The sequence below is a fragment of the Streptomyces sp. NPDC031100 genome, from assembly GCF_055570785.1.
Genome location: NZ_JBVIGN010000007.1, coordinates 368,596 through 385,433 on the forward strand (window position 1 = coordinate 368,596; position 16,838 = coordinate 385,433).

General features: G+C 72.1%; 16 protein-coding genes and 4 pseudogenes. 12 read left to right on the plus strand and 8 right to left on the minus strand.

Annotation, left to right across the window (positions count from 1 at the left end; translation table 11 throughout):
• Positions 1-56 precede the first annotated feature (56 nt).
• The 3 genes and pseudogenes from ACZ5DS_RS22030 to ACZ5DS_RS22040 all read right to left on the minus strand — a co-directional run.
• Complete coding sequence (locus tag ACZ5DS_RS22030) at positions 57-1,394, minus strand: BNR repeat-containing protein (RefSeq protein ID WP_468241090.1); 1,338 nt, start codon at positions 1,392-1,394, stop codon at positions 57-59.
• A 16-nt stretch (positions 1,395-1,410) separates the two neighbouring features.
• A pseudogene (locus ACZ5DS_RS22035) lies at positions 1,411-1,594 on the minus strand (L-rhamnose mutarotase).
• Positions 1,595-1,611: 17 nt separating this feature from the next.
• Positions 1,612-1,785, minus strand: a pseudogene (locus ACZ5DS_RS22040) (rhamnose ABC transporter substrate-binding protein); the annotation flags it as partial.
• A 66-nt stretch (positions 1,786-1,851) separates the two neighbouring features.
• Here ACZ5DS_RS22040 and ACZ5DS_RS22045 point away from each other — a divergent pair.
• The 5 genes and pseudogenes from ACZ5DS_RS22045 to ACZ5DS_RS22065 form a co-directional block, all read left to right on the plus strand.
• Positions 1,852-3,038, plus strand: a pseudogene (locus ACZ5DS_RS22045) (rhamnulokinase); the annotation flags it as partial.
• A gap of 72 nt (positions 3,039-3,110) precedes the next feature.
• Positions 3,111-3,866: a (Fe-S)-binding protein gene (locus tag ACZ5DS_RS22050; RefSeq protein WP_468241092.1), complete on the plus strand. Its 756-nt coding sequence runs from the start codon at positions 3,111-3,113 to the stop codon at positions 3,864-3,866.
• Positions 3,863-5,365, plus strand: a complete 1,503-nt coding sequence (locus tag ACZ5DS_RS22055; protein WP_468241094.1) for a LutB/LldF family L-lactate oxidation iron-sulfur protein — start codon at positions 3,863-3,865, stop codon at positions 5,363-5,365. The genes ACZ5DS_RS22050 and ACZ5DS_RS22055 overlap by 4 nt, the downstream gene beginning before the upstream one ends.
• Positions 5,362-6,003 (plus strand): LutC/YkgG family protein, encoded by a 642-nt coding sequence (locus ACZ5DS_RS22060; RefSeq protein WP_468241096.1) that lies wholly within the window; start codon positions 5,362-5,364, stop codon positions 6,001-6,003. Before ACZ5DS_RS22055 ends, ACZ5DS_RS22060 begins: the two co-directional genes overlap by 4 nt.
• 63 nt (positions 6,004-6,066) lie before the next feature.
• Positions 6,067-7,221, plus strand: a complete 1,155-nt coding sequence (locus ACZ5DS_RS22065) for an ATP-binding cassette domain-containing protein (RefSeq protein ID WP_468241098.1) — start codon at positions 6,067-6,069, stop codon at positions 7,219-7,221.
• A gap of 6 nt (positions 7,222-7,227) precedes the next feature.
• Here the strand turns inward: ACZ5DS_RS22065 and ACZ5DS_RS22070 are convergent, their stop codons facing one another.
• The 3 genes from ACZ5DS_RS22070 to ACZ5DS_RS22080 are packed head-to-tail and all read right to left on the minus strand — an operon-like array spanning position 7,228 to position 9,514.
• Complete coding sequence (locus ACZ5DS_RS22070; RefSeq protein WP_468241100.1) at positions 7,228-8,169, minus strand: ABC transporter substrate-binding protein; 942 nt, start codon at positions 8,167-8,169, stop codon at positions 7,228-7,230.
• Complete coding sequence (locus tag ACZ5DS_RS22075; protein ID WP_468241103.1) at positions 8,166-8,837, minus strand: ABC transporter permease; 672 nt, start codon at positions 8,835-8,837, stop codon at positions 8,166-8,168. Before ACZ5DS_RS22075 ends, ACZ5DS_RS22070 begins: the two co-directional genes overlap by 4 nt.
• Positions 8,834-9,514, minus strand: coding sequence for an ABC transporter permease (locus ACZ5DS_RS22080; protein WP_468241105.1), 681 nt, complete (start codon positions 9,512-9,514; stop codon positions 8,834-8,836). The genes ACZ5DS_RS22075 and ACZ5DS_RS22080 overlap by 4 nt, the downstream gene beginning before the upstream one ends.
• 297 nt (positions 9,515-9,811) lie before the next feature.
• Between ACZ5DS_RS22080 and ACZ5DS_RS22085 the strand changes: the two genes are divergently transcribed.
• The 4 genes from ACZ5DS_RS22085 to ACZ5DS_RS22100 all read left to right on the plus strand — a co-directional run bounded on the left by ACZ5DS_RS22085 (position 9,812) and on the right by ACZ5DS_RS22100 (position 14,168).
• Entirely contained in the window at positions 9,812-10,669 is an 858-nt protein-coding gene (locus ACZ5DS_RS22085) for an AAA family ATPase (RefSeq protein WP_468241107.1), read from the plus strand.
• On the plus strand, positions 10,666-12,012 hold the full coding sequence (locus ACZ5DS_RS22090) for a vWA domain-containing protein (RefSeq protein WP_468241109.1): 1,347 nt from the start codon (positions 10,666-10,668) through the stop codon (positions 12,010-12,012). Before ACZ5DS_RS22085 ends, ACZ5DS_RS22090 begins: the two co-directional genes overlap by 4 nt.
• 85 nt (positions 12,013-12,097) lie before the next feature.
• Complete coding sequence (locus ACZ5DS_RS22095) at positions 12,098-13,072, plus strand: pyridoxal-phosphate dependent enzyme (RefSeq protein ID WP_468241111.1); 975 nt, start codon at positions 12,098-12,100, stop codon at positions 13,070-13,072.
• Between the two features lie 124 nt (positions 13,073-13,196).
• On the plus strand, positions 13,197-14,168 hold the full coding sequence (locus ACZ5DS_RS22100) for an NAD(P)-dependent alcohol dehydrogenase (protein WP_468241113.1): 972 nt from the start codon (positions 13,197-13,199) through the stop codon (positions 14,166-14,168).
• A gap of 81 nt (positions 14,169-14,249) precedes the next feature.
• Here ACZ5DS_RS22100 and ACZ5DS_RS22105 read toward each other — a convergent pair whose 3' ends face one another.
• Positions 14,250-14,615 (minus strand): cupin domain-containing protein, encoded by a 366-nt coding sequence (locus ACZ5DS_RS22105; protein WP_468241287.1) that lies wholly within the window; start codon positions 14,613-14,615, stop codon positions 14,250-14,252.
• 202 nt (positions 14,616-14,817) lie between these two features.
• On the opposite strand from ACZ5DS_RS22105, the pseudogene ACZ5DS_RS22110 reads away from it, so the two are divergent.
• Positions 14,818-14,895: pseudogene (locus ACZ5DS_RS22110) on the plus strand (hypothetical protein); the annotation flags it as partial.
• Positions 14,896-14,949: 54 nt separating this feature from the next.
• On the opposite strand, the gene ACZ5DS_RS22115 reads toward ACZ5DS_RS22110, so the two are convergent.
• Positions 14,950-15,624 carry a transmembrane-type terpene cyclase gene (locus ACZ5DS_RS22115; protein WP_468241115.1) on the minus strand — a complete coding sequence of 225 codons (675 nt, stop codon included), beginning with the start codon at positions 15,622-15,624 and terminating at the stop codon, positions 14,950-14,952.
• A 53-nt stretch (positions 15,625-15,677) separates the two neighbouring features.
• On the opposite strand from ACZ5DS_RS22115, the gene ACZ5DS_RS22120 reads away from it, so the two are divergent.
• Both ACZ5DS_RS22120 and ACZ5DS_RS22125 read left to right on the plus strand, forming a co-directional pair.
• Positions 15,678-16,277: a phosphohydrolase gene (locus ACZ5DS_RS22120; RefSeq protein WP_468241118.1), complete on the plus strand. Its 600-nt coding sequence runs from the start codon at positions 15,678-15,680 to the stop codon at positions 16,275-16,277.
• A gap of 2 nt (positions 16,278-16,279) precedes the next feature.
• The gene (locus tag ACZ5DS_RS22125; RefSeq protein ID WP_468241120.1) at positions 16,280-16,837 is read left to right on the plus strand and encodes a GNAT family N-acetyltransferase; all 558 of its coding nucleotides are present in this window, start codon (positions 16,280-16,282) and stop codon (positions 16,835-16,837) included.
• Position 16,838 lies beyond the last annotated feature (1 nt).

Sequence of the window (16,838 nt, forward strand, 5' to 3'; positions counted from 1 at the left end):
GAGCGGCGGCGGGACGGCCTTCACATTACCGCCATCCCGTCGCACAACCGACGGGGTCAGACGGGCAGGGCGAAGTCCACGACGTGGAGGGCCGAGGGGGTCGTACCACTCGACTTCTCCTGGTACATGAACGACAGCACGTTGTCCGCCTCGACCCGCAACTCGTCGGTCACGACCTCGCCGAAGGCGTCCAGGCCGCCGCCGTCGTACAGCAGCGCCCAGTCCGTGTACCCGGAGGACTTCGAGGCACCGGCGATCCGGCCGCGGGGGAGGATCGCGTAGGCGTTGTCGTACCGGTCCAGGACAAGCTTTGTGCGCTGGCTGGAGTTGGGTACGACGGGGATCTCGGTCTTCTGCCAAGTGCCCGAGGCGTTCTTGCGGATGTGGAAGGCCCGGCCGCGCGCGGTGCGGTCGCCGACGTGGTCCGTGGTGCACGGACCGAGCCGGCCGGGGACGTAACTGATGATGGCGTGCGGCAGGCCGGCCGAGTCGACGGCCTGGCTCTCCTGGTTCATCAGACAGTGGTCGGGGCCGAGGGGATCGACCACCAGGCCGGGGTCGGTGACGGCGACCTTGTCGCAGCCCCCGGTGGTGCCTACGACGACTCCCGCGTCGTTGCGCCAGGTGCGCCCCCGGTCCTCGGAGTGGACGTACCCGGTGTCGTGGTTGGCGAGGCCACGGCTGTTGCCGGTCACGGCGACGTTCTGCTCACGCCAGCTGAAGAAGGCGTGCAACCGGCCGCTCGCGTCGTAGTCGATGCCGTGCAGGTACATGTTGCGGGCGGTGCTGGAGCCGTGCGAGCCGGTGTAGGTGCCGGTGGAGCTGGTCCACTCCCCCAGTGCCGTCCAGGACGAACCGTCGTACTCGGCAAGGGCGTTGCGGCCGTCGCCGGAGATGCCGACGCGATAGCTCAGCTGGAGCTTCCCCTCGGGCGCGGAGACGAACTGGGGGTAGGTGAACTGCGAGGCGAGGGTGAGCCCGTCGAGGGTCGTCCGTACGGCGCCGAAGACGGACGGGATCCAGGGCGTGGACACGGCGTCGTCGACGAGTCCGGCGACCGACTTGACGTAGAAGAAGCCGTCGCTGTGCGCGTCCATGGCGATGTGGAGACGCCCGTCGGTCTTCGAGACGCCCATGCAGATGACGTTGTGCGAGTCGTCGGCCTTGAGCCGGTGGGGCAGGGCGAGGGTCGACCAGGTGGAGCCGCCGAGGACCCGGCGGGCGATCACGGCGTTGCGGGTGGCCGTGTACCAGGCGGCGTACTGATGGCCCTGGTGGGTCAACAGGCCGCTCTTCTGGAAGGAGTTGTTGTTGACCAGGCCGTCGTAGGAGACGAAGTAGACGGCCCGGGGGTCGAGTTGTGTCCTGCCCTTCGGGGTGACCGAGGGGTTCATGAGCAGCCTCCAGGCGTCAGGCCAGGTGGAAGACTTCGGTGAGCGGATTCATGGCCTCGTCGGGCCGGGCGCCGTCCGGTGACTCGCAGAACGGCGCCATCTCGGCCTGCCACCATCTCCGGCCATACGGCGGCGTGCCGCTCACGGTACTCGTCGAGGCGATCCGCCCGTACCGTCAGCAGGAAGCACACGCGTTCCATCAACGCCCCTTCGTTGACTAGAAGGTGAACCGGTCGATGTTCTTGGCGTCGAACACGGTGGGCGTGCCCAGGTTGATCACGCCGTCCTTGCCGATGGTGTACGTCGTGGAGCCGGTCTTGAAGGTCTCGCCCTCCTTGCCGGTGATCTGTCCGGAGGCGAGTGCGACGGCGGTGCGGGCGGCGAAGGTGCCGGCGACCGAAGGACTTCGAGACGTCCCTCAGGGCCAGCACCGGGGCCGGTCCCGGGTCAGGCGGACGACGGGGCCCTGCTCGGCAATCCGGTGCACTACCGCGACACCCGCACCACAGGCAGCGCGGAGAAGGTGTGGGCGACCGTGCCGGCCGCCGAGCTGTACGCGGCCACCGGGCTGCAGTACGCCCCCTTCAACACCCTCCACCAGCTGACGGCGGCCCGCTCGACCGCCCAGTTCGCCCACGTCAGGCGGCTGTTGCTCATCCCCGACCTGCTGACGTACTGGCTGACCGGCGAAAGGCACCGAGCTGACCAACGCCTCCTCCACGCAGCTGATCGACCCTCGGACGCGTGCGTGGTCGTACGACGTCGCCGAGCGGCTCGGCATCGACCTCGGGCTGTTCGCGCCGCTGCGGCAGCCGGGTGATCCGGCCGGTGTGCTCCGACCGGAGGTGCTGGAGGAGACGGGGCTCACCGGCCCGGTGCCGGTGACCGCGGTCGGCTCGCACGACACGGCGTCGGCGGTGGCCGCGGCCCCGGCCGTCGGCGAGCGCTTCGCCTATATCTGCACCGGCACCTGGTCGCTGGCCGGCCTGGAGCTGGCCGCGCCGGTGCTCACCGAGGAGAGCCGGGCCGCGAACTTCACCAACGAGCTGGGGGCTCGACGGCGCGGTCCGCTATCTGCGCAACATCATGGGGCTGTGGCTGCTCCAGGAGTGCGTACGGGCCTGGGGCGAGCCGGATCTGGGGCTGTTGCTGCGTCACGCCGCCGGGGTGCCGGCGCTGCGATCGGTGGTGGACGCCGGGGACGAGGCGTTCCTGGCGCCGGGGCGGATGCCGGAGCGGATCGCCGAGGCGTGCCGGGCCTCGGGGCAGCCTGTGCCCGGGACGCCCGCCGAGATCACGCGGTGCATCCTCGACTCCCTCGCCCTCGCCCACCGGCGGGCCGTCCGGGACGCGCAGCGGCTGGCCGACCGTCCGGTGGACGTCGTGTACGTCGTCGGCGGCGGCACGCGCAACGCGCTGCTGTGCCGGCTGACCGCCGACGCGTGCGGGCTGCCGGTGGTGGCGGGCGCGACGGAGGCGGCCGCCCTCGGCAACGTCCTCGTGCAGGCCCGCGCCCACGGGCTGGTCGGCGATCCCGCCGACATGCGCCGGCTGCTCACCCGTACCCAGCCGCTGACCCGGTACGCGCCCCGGGGCGACACCGCGCGCTGGCGTCGGGCGGCGGCCCGCCTCGCCACGCGGTGAGCCGCCCACTCCCCTCGGCAGGATCCGCCCATTACCCTGCACTCGTCCGATGACCGACTCCGAGGAGCCGCGATGCGTGTCGCCCTGTTCCTGACCTGTGTCAACGACACGCTCTATCCGGACACCGGCCGGGCGGTGGTGAAGCTGCTGACCAGACTGGGTGTCGAGGTCGACTTCCCGCTGGCGCAGACCTGCTGCGGGCAGGCGCACTACAACACCGGCTACCGGCATGAGGCAGAGCCGCTCGCCCGGCATTTCTCCGATGTCTTCGGGGAGTACGAGGCGATCGTGACCCCGTCCGGATCATGCGGGGCGATGGTGCGGGAGCTGTATCCGCGCATCGGCGAGCGGGCGCGGGCCGAGGGGCGCGGGGACACCCTCGCCCGGACGCTGGCACCCGTGGTCCCCAAGACGTACGAACTGACGGAGTTCCTGGTCGACGTGCTGGGCGTGACCGACGTGGGGGCCTACTACCCCCACAAGGTGACCTATCACCCGACCTGCCACGGCCTGCGCGGTCTAGGGCTGGGCGAGCGGCCCCGGCGGCTGTTGCAGGCGGTCAAGGGGCTGGAGCTGGTCGAGTTGCCGGGCGCCGAGGAGTGCTGCGGGTTCGGCGGCACCTTCGCGCTGAAGAACTCCGACGTCTCGGCGGCGATGGGCGCGGACAAGGTGCGCAACGCCGAGTCGACCGGAGCGGAGGTGCTGTGCGCGGCCGACAACTCCTGTCTGATGCACATCGGCGGCACCATGAGCCGGCTCGAGGTGGGCATGCGGCCGGTGCACATCGCGGAGATCCTGGCGAGCACGGAGGAGGAACCGGCGGTATGAGCGGGACGTTCGTCGGCATGCCTGTGTTTCCCCCGCCCACCCAGCCGGCCTTTCCGCAGGCGGCGCGTGAGGCGGTCAACAACCGGACCCTGCGCGGCAATCTGCGGCACGCCACGCACACCATCCGCACCAAGCGGGCCAAGGCGGTCGCCGAGTTGTCCGACTGGGCCGAGCTGCGGGAGGCGGGCCGGCGCATCAAGGACCACACCCTGCGCCATCTGGACCGCTATCTCGTGCAGTTGGAGGAGGCGGTCACCGCCGCCGGGGGTACGGTCCACTGGGCCGCCGACGCGGACGAGGCCAACCGGATCGTGGCCGAACTCGTCAAGGCCACGGGCGAGTCGGAGGTCGTCAAGGTCAAGTCCATGGCCACGCAGGAGATCGGACTCAACGAAGCCCTCGAAGCGGAAGGGATCCGCGCCTACGAGACCGATCTCGCCGAACTGATCGTCCAGTTGGGCAAGGACCGGCCCTCGCACATCCTGGTCCCCGCGATCCATCGCAACCGGGGCGAGATCCGGGACATCTTCCGCGCCGAGATGGGCGCATGGGGCCGCCCCGCCCCCGAGGGCCTGACCGACGCGCCCGCCGAACTCGCCGAGGCCGCCCGCCTGCATCTGCGCGAGAAGTTCCTGCGCGCCAAGGTCGGCGTCTCCGGCGCCAACTTCATGGTCGCCGAGACCGGGACGCTCGTCGTCGTCGAGTCCGAGGGCAACGGCCGGATGTGCCTGACCCTGCCCGAGACACTGATCTCGGTCGTCGGCATCGAGAAGATCGTGCCGACCTGGCGGGACCTGGAGGTCTTCCTGCAGACACTCCCCCGCTCCTCCACGGCCGAGCGCATGAACCCGTACACGAGCATGTGGACCGGCACGACGGACGGCGACGGCCCGAGCACCTTCCACCTGGTGCTCCTCGACAACGGCCGTACCGACACCCTCGCCGACGAGGTCGGCCGCCAGGCGCTGCGGTGCATCCGCTGCTCGGCGTGTCTGAACGTGTGCCCGGTGTACGAGCGGGCCGGCGGGCATGCGTACGGCTCGGTGTACCCGGGCCCGATCGGCGCGATTCTGAGCCCCCAACTCCGGGGCACGGCAAGCGAGATCGACGCCTCGCTGCCGTATGCGTCGAGTCTGTGCGGGGCCTGCTACGAGGTGTGCCCGGTCGCCATCGACATCCCCGAGGTGCTGGTGCATCTGCGGGAGCGGGTCGTGGAGGGCGGCCAGGTGATCCGGAACGGCAACAAGGTGGTGCTCAAGCCGGCCAAGGGGCACGCGGCCGAGCGGGCGGCGATGCGCGCGGCACGCTGGGCGTTCTCACACCCGGGTGTTCTGCGCACGGGCCAACGGCTCGCTTCCCGCAGCCGCCGCGTCCATCCCCGTACCCTGCCGGGACCCGGCAGGGCGTGGACCGGGACGCGGGACCTGCCCGCCGTACCGGCGGAACCGTTCCGCGACTGGTGGCAGCGCACGAACGGCGGAAAGAAGGACGTGAAGTGAGCAGCAGGGACCGGATCCTGGGCCGGGTGCGGCGCGCGCTCGCGGACGTACGACCGGACGACACGCCGTACGAGGAGGCCGTGCCCCGCGGCTATCTGCGCGTGCACGGGGACCGGACCGTCGAGGAGACGGTGGACCTGCTCGCCGAGAACCTGGCGGACTACCGGGCGATCGTGCACCGCACCACCGAGGACGAACTGTCCCACCTCATCATGCGGTTGCTCGCCCGACGCGGATCGCAGGACGTGCTCGTGCCCCCGGGACTCCCGCCCGCGTGGATGAAGGCCGCCGATCCCACCCGGATCCACGACCGCGCGGCGAGCACGCCCCACCAGCTGGACAAGGTGGAGAGCGTGGTCACCGGCTGCGCGGTCGCCATCGCCGAGACCGGCACCATCGTCCTCGACGGCGGCCCGGACCAGGGCCGGCGCCGGATCAGCCTCATCCCGGACCACCACATCTGCGTGGTGCGGGTGCCCGACCAGGTCGTCTCCTCCGTCCCGCAGGCCCTCGAACGGCTCGATCCGAGGCGCCCGTTGACCTGGATCTCCGGTCCCTCGGCCACCAGTGACATCGAGCTGGACCGGGTGGAGGGCGTGCACGGCCCGCGCACCCTGGAGGTGGTCCTGCTCGGCTGAACGGGTTCACCTGGCCGATGCCGCCGCCGGGCACCGCACGGGCGGGCCCGTTAGCGTGAGGGAATGATCCGGTTCGAGCAGGTCACCAAGCGGTATCCGGACGGTACGACGGCCGTGGACGGTCTCTCCTTCGAGGTGTCCGAGGGGGAACTCGTCACGCTCGTGGGTCCCTCGGGCTGCGGCAAGACGACGACCATGATGATGGTGAACCGGCTGATCGAGCCGACCTCCGGCCGGATCTTCGTGAACGGCGAGGACATCGCCCAGGTCGACCCGGTGCGGCTGCGCCGCCGGATCGGCTACGTCATCCAGCAGGTGGGCCTCTTCCCGCACCGCACGGTGCTGGACAACACCGCGACCGTGCCGGCGCTGCTCGGCTGGAAGCGGGCGAAGGCGCGGGCCCGGGCCGCCGAGCTGCTCGATCTGGTGGGCCTCGACCCGAAGACGTACGGACCGCGCTATCCGGAGCAGCTCTCGGGCGGCCAGCGGCAGCGGGTGGGCGTGGCGCGGGCGCTCGCGGCGGACCCGCCGGTGCTGCTGATGGACGAGCCGTTCGGGGCGGTCGACCCGGTGGTGCGCGAGCAGTTGCAGGACGAGTTCCTGCGGATGCAGGCCGCGGTGCGCAAGACGGTGCTGCTGGTCACGCACGACATCGAGGAGGCCGTCCGGCTCGGCGACCGGATCGCCGTGTACGGGCAGGGCCGGATCGAGCAGTTCGACACGCCGGGGGCGGTGCTCGGCGCGCCCGCCACGCCGTACGTCGCCGGGTTCGTGGGCGCCGACCGGGGCCTGAAGCGGCTGTCGGTCACGGAGATCGAGCCGGACGATCTCGAACAGCCGCAGGTGGCCCGGCTGGACGAGCCCGCCGGGCGCGCGGCGGAGCGGTTGCGGGCCGAGGGCGCCCGGTGGGCGGTGGTCCTCGACGCGCGCGGCGATCTGCACGGCTGGGTCGGGCGCCATGAGCTGGCCGCGGGCGGCACGGTCGGGGACCTCGCGCACCGGATGACCGCGTGGGTGCCGGTGGGCGCTCCGCTGAAGCAGGCGTTCGGGGTGATGCTCCAGTACGACGCCGGGTGGGTCGCGGTGCTGGACGGGGCGCGCTTCCTGGGCGTGCTGACCCCGGCGAAGCTGCACGAGGCGCTGCGCCGCTCGGTGGACGCGGACGCGCGGGGTGTCGCGCGGGGGCAGGTCAGCTTCGACTCGGTGTCGGACGCCTGACCTGGATCACTTCAGCAGGCCCTTGTCCTTCAGATAGGTCCGGGCCACGTCGGCGGGCAACCGGCGCCAGCTGTCCACCTGCTGGTTCAGCTGCGCCAGGTCCTTGGTCGTCAGGACGTCATTGAGCTTGCCCAGGGCCTGCGCCACGCGCTGACTGCCCGCGCGGGAGCGGTTGACGACCGGGACGACGTAGTCGGCGTTCTGCAGATGCCTGTCGTCGGCGAGCAGGACCAGACCGAACTGGTCGAGGGTGGCGTCCGTGGTGGTGGTGAGCACCAGCTGGTCCCGGCCGTCCTGGACCGCCCGCTTGGCCTGCGTGGTGCCCACGCCCTTCGGGTCCACCGCGGTGACGTCGATGCCGTACACCTTCTTCAGCCCCGGTTCGCAGTACGGCCGTTGCACGCACTCGTCTCCGGCGGCGAGCCGCACCTTCAGCTGCGCGGCGCCGAGGTCGCTGAGGGTCTTGAGGCCGTGTCTGCGGGCGTAGTCGGCGCTCACCGCGAAGGCGTTCTGGTCGACCGCGCGGCCGGGCGGGAGGACCGTGAGTCCGCGGGGTGCGGCGAGTTCCCGCAGGGCGTTCATGGTGGCGGCGAGGTCGGGTGAGCCGACGGGGATCGCGTCGGCGCCGTGGGTCTTGGCGTTCAGCCAGTCGGCGAGGGTGGCCGCGTACTCCGGTACGACGTCGATCCGGCCGGACTCCAGGGCCGGTTCGTACAGCTCCCGGTTGGCGACGGTGAGGATCGAGGTCTTGTAGCCGGCCTGGTTCAGCAGCTGCGCGTACATCTGGGCGAGCAGGTCGCTCTCGGTGAAGCCGGCCGTGCCGATGGTCAGGTGGTGGCTGTCGCCGGGCGACGAGGTGACCTCGCCGCGGTTCTCCAGGGAGGGGCCCGTGGAGCAGGCGGTGAGGGCGAGGAGCGCGGCCGCCGTCACCGCGGTGCGGCTCCTCACCGGCCGCCCCGGGCCCGTACCGGTGCCAGGCGTTCGGCGGCCTCGAAGACGCCCTCGACGATCAGGGCGAACACGGCGACGAGAAGGGCGCCGGCGACCACCTGGGGCGTGCTGGCCAGGTTGAAGCCGGCCGTGATGATCCGGCCGAGGCCGCCGCCGCCCGCGAGCGCGGCGATGGTGGCGGTGGCGACGAGCTGGACGGCGGCGATCCGCACCCCGTTGAGGACCATCGGGAGCGAAAGGGGCAGTTCCACGTGAAACAGCATCTGCCACCCGGTCATGCCCATCCCCCGCGCCGCCCGTACGACGCTCCGGTCGACCTCGCGCATGCCGACGTAGGCGTTGGTGAGCAGGGGCGGCACGGCGAACAGCACCAGGGCGACCACCGTGGGCCCCTCGCCCCACTTCCCCACCGGGGTCAGCAGGAGCAGGACCAGCACCGCGAAGGTGGGGACGGCCCGGCCGACGTTGGAGATGTTGACGGCGAGCGCGCCGCCCCTGCCCAGGTGACCGAGGACCAGCGCGACCGGCAGCGCGATCAGACAGCTGAGGAACAGGCAGACGACGGTGAGCACCAGGTGCTGGAGCAGCCGGTGCCGGACGCCGTCCTCGCCGGACCAGTGCGCGGGGTCGGTGAGCCAGTGCCAGGTGGCCCCGAGGGTGTTCATGCGCGGGCCGCCCGGGCCCAGGGGGTGATCAGCCACTGCACGCCCAGCAGGAGCAGGTCGGCGGCGACGGCGATCAGGACGCACAGCACGGACGCGGTGAGCACCTGGGCCTTGAAGTAGGTGTTCATGCCCGCGTAGATCAGGTTGCCGAGGCCGCCGTAGCCGACGATCGCGCCGACCGTGGCCAGGGAGACCGCCGACACGGTCGCGATGCGCAGCCCGGCCATCGCGGCGGGCAGGGCCAAGGGTAGTTCCACGGTGAGCAGCAGCCGGATCGGGCCGTAGCCGAGGCCGCGGGCGGCCTGCCGGGTCTCCTGGGGGACCGCGCGCAGCCCGGCGAGGATGTTGCGCACGAGCAGGGTGAGCGAGTAGAGCACCAGTCCGGCGACGACCAGGGTGGCCGAGAGGCCGTAGAGGGGCAGGAGCAGGGAGAACATCGCCAGGGACGGGATGGTGTAGAGGACCGTCGTCATGCCGAGGACCGGGCCGGCCGTCAGGGACCAGCGTCGGGCCAGCACCGCGAGCGGCAGGGCGATGGCCAGACCGATGGCGACCGACACCGCCGTCAGCTGGAGGTGCTGGACGACCGCGTCGAGGAGGATCTGGCGGCGGGTGCTCAGATAGGCGCCGCAGATCCACTCGTTGCGCGCGAGGCAGTCGTCCGGGGGCGCGGTCACGAGTCCATTCCAGCGGGCGGGCGAGCGGGTCGGCGCGTTGGGGTGGCCCGTTCGGGGCCGGACGCGGGCTACTCCACGCCGGAAGCGACCTGGCTCGCCGGGTGGTCCGGGTCCTTCAGCTCGACGAGCACGGCCAGGTAGGGGCAACCGAGATACGGCGAGGTCACCGCGTCCGGGATCAACGGAAACCGATCGGTATACACATACCCGGATGTCCGATGGATCCCGTGACAAGGAAGGTGAACAAGCGCTTAGATAGGTGATCGGACGTAGATCCCGACCCAGCCGGAGGCCCCGTTGTTCACATCCGTCGACGACGTCTCCGCCCGTCTCGCCGAGACCGGCTACCTCGCCTCGCCCGCAGTCGCCACGACCGTCTTCCTCGCCGCCCGGCTGGGCAAGCCGCTGCTGGTGGAGGGCCCCGCCGGAGTCGGCAAGACCGAGCTGGCCAAGGCCGTCGCCCAGGTCGCCGGGGCGCGACTGGTACGGCTGCAGTGCTACGAGGGCGTGGACGAGTCCCGGGCGCTGTACGAGTGGAACCACGCCAAGCAGCTGCTGCGCATCAGCGCGGGCCGCGACGAGAGCTGGGACGAGACGCGCACCGACATCTTCAGCGAGGAGTTCCTGCTGCCCCGCCCGCTGCTGACCGCGATCCGCGGCGACGAGCCGACGGTGCTGCTGATCGACGAGACCGACAAGGCCGACGTGGAGATGGAGGGGCTGCTGCTGGAGGTGCTCAGCGACTTCCAGGTCACGGTCCCCGAGCTGGGCACGATCACGGCGACCCGGCGCCCCTTCGTCGTGCTCACCTCCAACGCGGGCCGCGAGCTGTCGGAGGCGCTGCGCCGGCGCTGCCTGTTCCTCCACATCGGCTTCCCGGAGGAGGAGCTGGAGCGGCGGATCGTCCGGCTGAAGGTGCCGGGGTTGGAGTCGGCGCTGGCCGAGTCGGTGGTGCGGGTGGTCGGGGCGCTGCGCGCGATGGACCTGCGCAAGGTGCCGTCGGTCGCCGAGACCATCGACTGGGCGCGCACCCTGCTGGCCCTGGGCGCCGACGCGCTGGACGAGACGGTCGTACGGGACACCCTGGGCGTGATCCTCAAGCACCAGGACGACGTGCAGAAGGCCGCGGCCAAGCTCGACCTGGACGCGCTGTGAGCGGTGTCGACGGGCGGATCACCGGTCTGGTCGGCGCGCTGCGCGCGCACGGCGTGCGGATCGGCACCGGCGAAACCGTCGACGCGGCCCGCGCCGCCGAGGCCCTCGGGCTCGCCGACCGCGCGCTGCTGCGGGAGGGACTGGCCGCGACCCTGCTGCACGGGCCGGGGCAGCGGGCGGTGTTCGACCCGGTCTTCGACCTGTACTTCCCGCGTGGCGTCGGCGGTCCGGACACCGAAGCGACGGACCGGGAGGAGCTGCGCGACCGGCTCGCGGACGCGCTGGCCGCCGACGACCGCGCGCTGATGGCCCGGCTGGCGGCCGAGGCCGTGGACGGTCTCGGCGGGTACGGGAGTTCGGGATCGGACGGCTGGTCGGCGTACCAGACCCTCGACCGGCTCCGCCCGCAGACCCTGCTGGCCCGGGTGCGGGGTGAGATCAGGGGCCGGGACGGGGGCACGGGGTTCGCGGACCGGCTGCTGGACGACGAGATCCGGCGCCGTATCGAGGCGTTCCGGCAGCTGGTCGGTGCGGAGGCGCGACGCCGGGTCGCCGAGCGGCGCAGCCGGGACGAGATCGCCCGCCGGGCAGTGCGCCCGACTGCCGACCGGGTGGACTTCCTGTACGCAGGCCGGGACCAACTCGCCGAGCTGCGCAGGACGGTTCAGCCGCTCGCCCGGAAGCTGGCGACCCGGCTGGCCGCGCGCCGCCGCCGTGCCGCGCGCGGCACGATCGACCTGCGCCGCACCCTGCGCTCCTCGCTGTCCACGGGCGGGGTGCCGATGCGGCCGGTGCTGCGCAGACGCCGTCCGGCCCGGCCCGAACTGGTGCTGCTGTGCGATGTGTCGGGCTCGGTGTCCGGCTTCTCGGACTTCACGATGCTGCTGGTCCAGGCGCTGCACGACCAGTTCAGCAAGATCCGGGTGTTCGCTTTCGTCAACCGCCTCGACGAGGTGACGGGCCTGCTCGACCACGGCCGCGCCGACCCGGACGGCCTCAGCGCCCGGATCCGCGCGGAGGCCACGCTCACCGGCTGGCACGGAAGCAGCGACTACGGCGTCGCGCTCGGCGAGTTCGCCGAGCGGTACGGGGCCGCGGTCGGCCCGCGGACGACGGTGTTCGTGCTCGGGGACGCCCGCACCAACATGGGCGACCCGAACCTGCCCGCCGTCCGCGAGCTCGCCCGCCGGGCCCGCCGCGTCTACTGGCTGAACCCCGAACCGCACGCCCAGTGGGGCACCGGCGACTCGGCGGCGCCCGCCTACGCCGAGCTGGTGGAGATGCACGAGTGCCGCACGGCCCGGCAGCTCAGCGCACTGATCGCCCGGCTGCTTCCGGTGTGACGCGGGGAGTCCGGGCATGATCGACTGAGCCCTGCAGGCTGCCCGCCCTGTACCCGGCCATCCGCCCCCCAGGAGGACGTACGACATGACCCACCCGCCCGTGCAGCTCGGCACCTTCCCCACTCCCGTCGAACCGGCACCCCGGCTCGCCGCCGCGCTCGGGCTCGGTGCGCAGGACCTGTGGGTCAAGCGGGACGACCTGACCGGTCTGGGCGGCGGCGGGAACAAGATCCGCAAGCTGGAGTGGATCGTGGGCGCGGCGCTCGCCGAGGGCGCGGACACCCTGGTGACCACGGGCGCCCCGCAGAGCAACCACGCCCGGCTGACCGCCGCGGCGGCCGCCCGGCTGGGCCTGGACGCCGTCCTCGTGCTGCGCGGCTCGCCGGGCGTGTCGCGGTCCGGGAACCTCGCCCTGGACGGCCTGTTGGGGGCACGGCTGCACTGGGCGGGCGACGTGGACCGGGCGGGCCTCGACGCGGTGGCGGACGAGGTCTGCGCGCGGCTGCGGAAGCAGGGCGCCCGGCCGGCCCTGGTCCCGTTCGGCGGGTCCAGCACGCTGGGCGCGCGAGGCTATGTGCGGTGCGGCGAGGAGCTGCGCGCACAGGTGCCGGACCTGCGGACCGCGGTGGTCGCGCTCGGCTCGGGCGGCACCATGGCGGGGCTGGTCGCCGCCCTCGGCACGGAGTCGGTGCTCGGTGTCGACGTGGGCGCGCTGGCCGACCCGGCCGCCGCGGCAGCGGAGTTCGCGGCGCCGCTCACCGCGGAGAAGGTCGCGGCGGAACGCCTGCGGGTGCGCCGGGACCAGGTGGGCCGCGGGTACGCGACGCTGACCGGTCCGGTGGCCGAAGCCCTCCGGCTCGCCGCCCGCACCGAGGGGATCATCCTGGACCCCATTTACACCGGCCGCGCCCTGGCCGGGCTGGCCGCCGCCGTCCGGGACGGCGACGTACGGCCGGGCGATAAGACCGTGCTCGTCCACACCGGCGGGCTGCCCGGCCTGTTCGGCCACGCGGACGCCGTCGCGTCCGCCGAGGAGGGGGCCGTCACCCACGAGCTGTGACGACCGCGGCCCCTTACACATACCCGCACTCCTCCTCCCCCGGGACTAGGGCGCTTACCCGATGCCCGGGCGGGCGGCCTCGCCCTAACCTGCGAGTACGTGGCGAGGGGGGAGAGATCAGGACATGAGGGCGGTCGTCCAGGACCGGTACGGCTCACCGGACGTGCTGGAGCTGAGGGACGTGGACCAACCGGTGCCCGCCGACGACGAGGTGCTGGTGCGGGTGCGGGCGGCCGGGTTGAACGCGTACGACTGGCATCTCATGCGCGGTGACCCGTATGTGGCCCGGCTGGCGCTGGGGCTGCGCGCGCCCCGGGCCCGGATCCGGGGCCGGGACTTCGCGGGCGAGGTGGCGGCGGTCGGCCGGAACGTACTGGATCTCCGGCCGGGCGACGAGGTGTTCGGCGAGGTCGACGGCACGTTCGCGGAGTACGTGTGCGTCCCGGACGCCTGGGTGGAGCGCAAGCCCGCCGCCCTGACCTTCGAGCAGGCGGCGGCCCTGCCGCTGGCCGGGAACACCGCCCTGCGCGGCCTGCGTGACGTGGCAGAAGTGCGGCCCGGGCAGCAGGTGCTGGTCAACGGCGCCTCCGGCGGGGTCGGCACGTTCGCCGTGCAGATCGCCAAGGCCCTCGGCGCGGAGGTGACCGGCGTGTGCAGCACGCGCAACGCCGAGCTGGTCCGCTCGTCGGGCGCGGACCACGTGATCGACTACACGCAGGAGGACTTCACGCGCGGTGGGCGACGCTACGACGTCGTCCTCGACCTTGCGGCCGGCCACGGGATCTCCGGCCTGAGGCGTGCCCTCACGCCCACCGGGACGCTGGTCCTCGGCAGCGGGGGCAGGTCCGGGCAGTTCTTCGGGGCTCCCGTCCTCATCCTCAAGGGGCTCGCGCTCTCCCCGTTCGTCCGCCAGCGGCTGCGACCGCTCATCGGCCCGGCACCCAGCAAGGCGGTGCTGGCGGACCTGCGGGGGCTGGCCGAGTCAGGGAAGCTCACCCCGGTGATCGACCGGACGTACCCGCTGGGCGAGGCGCCCGAGGCCATCCGGTACCTGGAAGAGGAGCACGCCCGCGGGAAGGTGGTCGTCACGGTCTGACCAGGGGACCGCTGTCTCTGCGTGCTCTGCATACGGGTGCCCCGCGGTGACGGGCGCACCGCGGGGCACCTGCGGGACGGGTCAGGTCCCCGGAGCCTTCGCGTAGCTCTGTGCCGTGGGTCCCGCGAAGTCGTACACCACGACCTGTTCGTCACCCACGACCCAGGCGTCGTGCCCGGGCGGGCACATGAACACGTCTCCGGGGCCGACCTCACCCTCGCCGCCGTCGTCCATGCGGATGTGCAGCCGGCCCTGAACGACATAGCAGCTGTGCGGGAACTGGCAGCTCTCGGTGCCCGCGATCGGCGCCACGGACTCCGACCAGCGCCAGCCGGGTTCGAAGGTGCCCACGGCGAAGTCGAGCCCGGTGAGGTGGACAGCCTCGAGATGGCCGCGGGGGAAGTCACGCCGCTCGTCCGGCTTGTCCACCGTCTTCACTTCCAGCATCACGGTGTCCTCCCTTCCGGCCGCTCACCGCGGCCGGGGCCGGCCTCCGTCCCCCGGCGACCTCGGGCGGCACCGGCGCTGCGAACGGTGACCGTACCCCTCGCCTCCATCGTCGGTCCGCCCTTGCGGGGCCGCCATCCGGGGGAACCTGTCCCTGGACAACGTTGTCACAGGCGGCGCCTCGACCACCGACGGCGGCGCGGTGCTCACCTGGACCCCGCACACTGGGGCCAACCAGGCCAACAACGGCACCGCCACCCAGCAGTGGACGCTCCAGTCGACCGCCGACGACTACCGGCGGCTTGTCAACCGCAACAGCGGCAAGGCCCTGGATTCAGCGCTGGAGGGCGTTCTGAGCGGGCAACCCGGCGGAGCCGGCGGTCCGCTCGGCGCGCCGGACGGCGAACACCGCGTACGCGTAGGCGAGATCGAGGAGGAAGCAGCCGATGTAGAGGTAGTACATGAGCGCGCTGTCGTAGCGCGGCTCCCCGGCGGGGTCCGTGAGCATCGAGAGTGAGGCGCAGGCCGTGCCCAGTAGTTTGGTCACGGCGATGCCCGGCGACTGGCCGCGCGTGCCCCGACGGGCGGCCAGCATGGCCAGGAACATGCCGGACATGGCCAGGTTGCTGCCGAACGCGGTGATCGCACCGACGACCTCGTCGAACTGCTCGGAGGCGTAGTTCATGCCCGGGTAGGCGAGAGCGAGCAGGACGGCCAGGGCGGGCAGGAACAACCGGTCGGGGAGGTAGGGGAATTCGGCCCGTCCGAAGCGTACGACGGTGTAGCCGATGGCAAGGTCGAAGCAGAACCAGACGATGTTGATCACGTGCATGACCCCGGACGGGGGCCGTACGAACGCGAACATGAACTCCCAGCTGATGTTGGTGGCGAACGCGACGACGGGCATCCCGAACGTGTGCTCCCGCAACCCCGTGCGGATCAGCAGCACGTACGCGACCGTCCAGAACAGACCCGTACCGAGCAGAAACGCCGTGTGCACCGCCGTCATGAACACCCTCCGTAAGCCGTCCGCCACGATCACCAGGTGATTACTCTGGCACGGTGACAGCCACGAGCGCAGTGTCCATCGCAACGGACGCCATCGCCGATCCACCACTACGACCACTTCCCGAGCGGGCCGGCGTACTACTGGCCCGGGTTGACGCCCCGCCACGTCTCGTGGCCCACCTGAGGGCGGTGCACGATGTGGCGGCGGACCTTGTGACATGGGTGCAACGGCGCTGTCCCGGGCTGGAGTTCGACGCGCCGGCGGTGCTCTTCGGCGCCGCGACACACGACATCGGCAAGGCCGTGCACGTGGCCGAGCTGTCCGGCCCGGGCGCCCGGCACGAGGAGGCGGGGCGGGACCTGCTGTTGCACCACGGTGTGGAGTCCGGCCTGGCCCGGTTCGCCGGAACGCACGCTTCCTGGACCGCGCCCGGGATCGGAGTGGAGGACCTGCTGGTGAGCCTCGCCGACAAGGTCTGGAAGAACAAGCGCGTGCCGGAGCTGGAGGACCTGGTCGTGGCCCGGCTGGCCGCTGCCGACGGGCGGCCGGCCTGGGAGTGGTTCATGGAGCTGGACGAGGCCCTCATGGAGATCGGGGAGGGAGCCGACCGTAGGCTGGCGTACCAGATGTCCCACCCCCTCGCGCGGAGGTGACCTTGTACGCGATCTCCCTCGGTGACGACGGCGCCGAGCTGTGTCCCGTCGGCCCCTGGCAGGCCGGGGAGTTCCTCGACCACCTGGACCGGGGGCGGGAGTTCATCGGGCAGTTCAACGGCCTCCCGGACGTGGTCACGGACCTGGCGTCCAGCCGGGAATTCCTCCAGGCCTATGCCGACAAGGAGGCGGCCGACGCCGGTCGCCTGTGCGGGATCCGGTACGGGGGCACGCTGGTCGGGGCGGTGATCCTGCGCCGGATGGACGTGGCCCAGGGCATCGCCGAGGCGGGCTGCTGGCTGGAGCCGGCGGCGGTGGGCCGGGGCCTGGTCACGCGGGCGGCCCGGGTGCTCGTCGACTGGGCGATCCGGGAGCGGGGCATCCACCGCGTCGAGTGGTGGGTGTCGCCCGAGAACGCGCCCAGCATCGCGGTCGCCCGGCGGCTGGGCATGCGCAGGGACGGCGTCCTCAGGGAGAGTTACCTGTACCGGGGCAAGCGGCACGACGAGGAGATCTGGTCGGTGCTGGCACCGGAGTGGCGTTCCGGTCACCGCCCTTGAG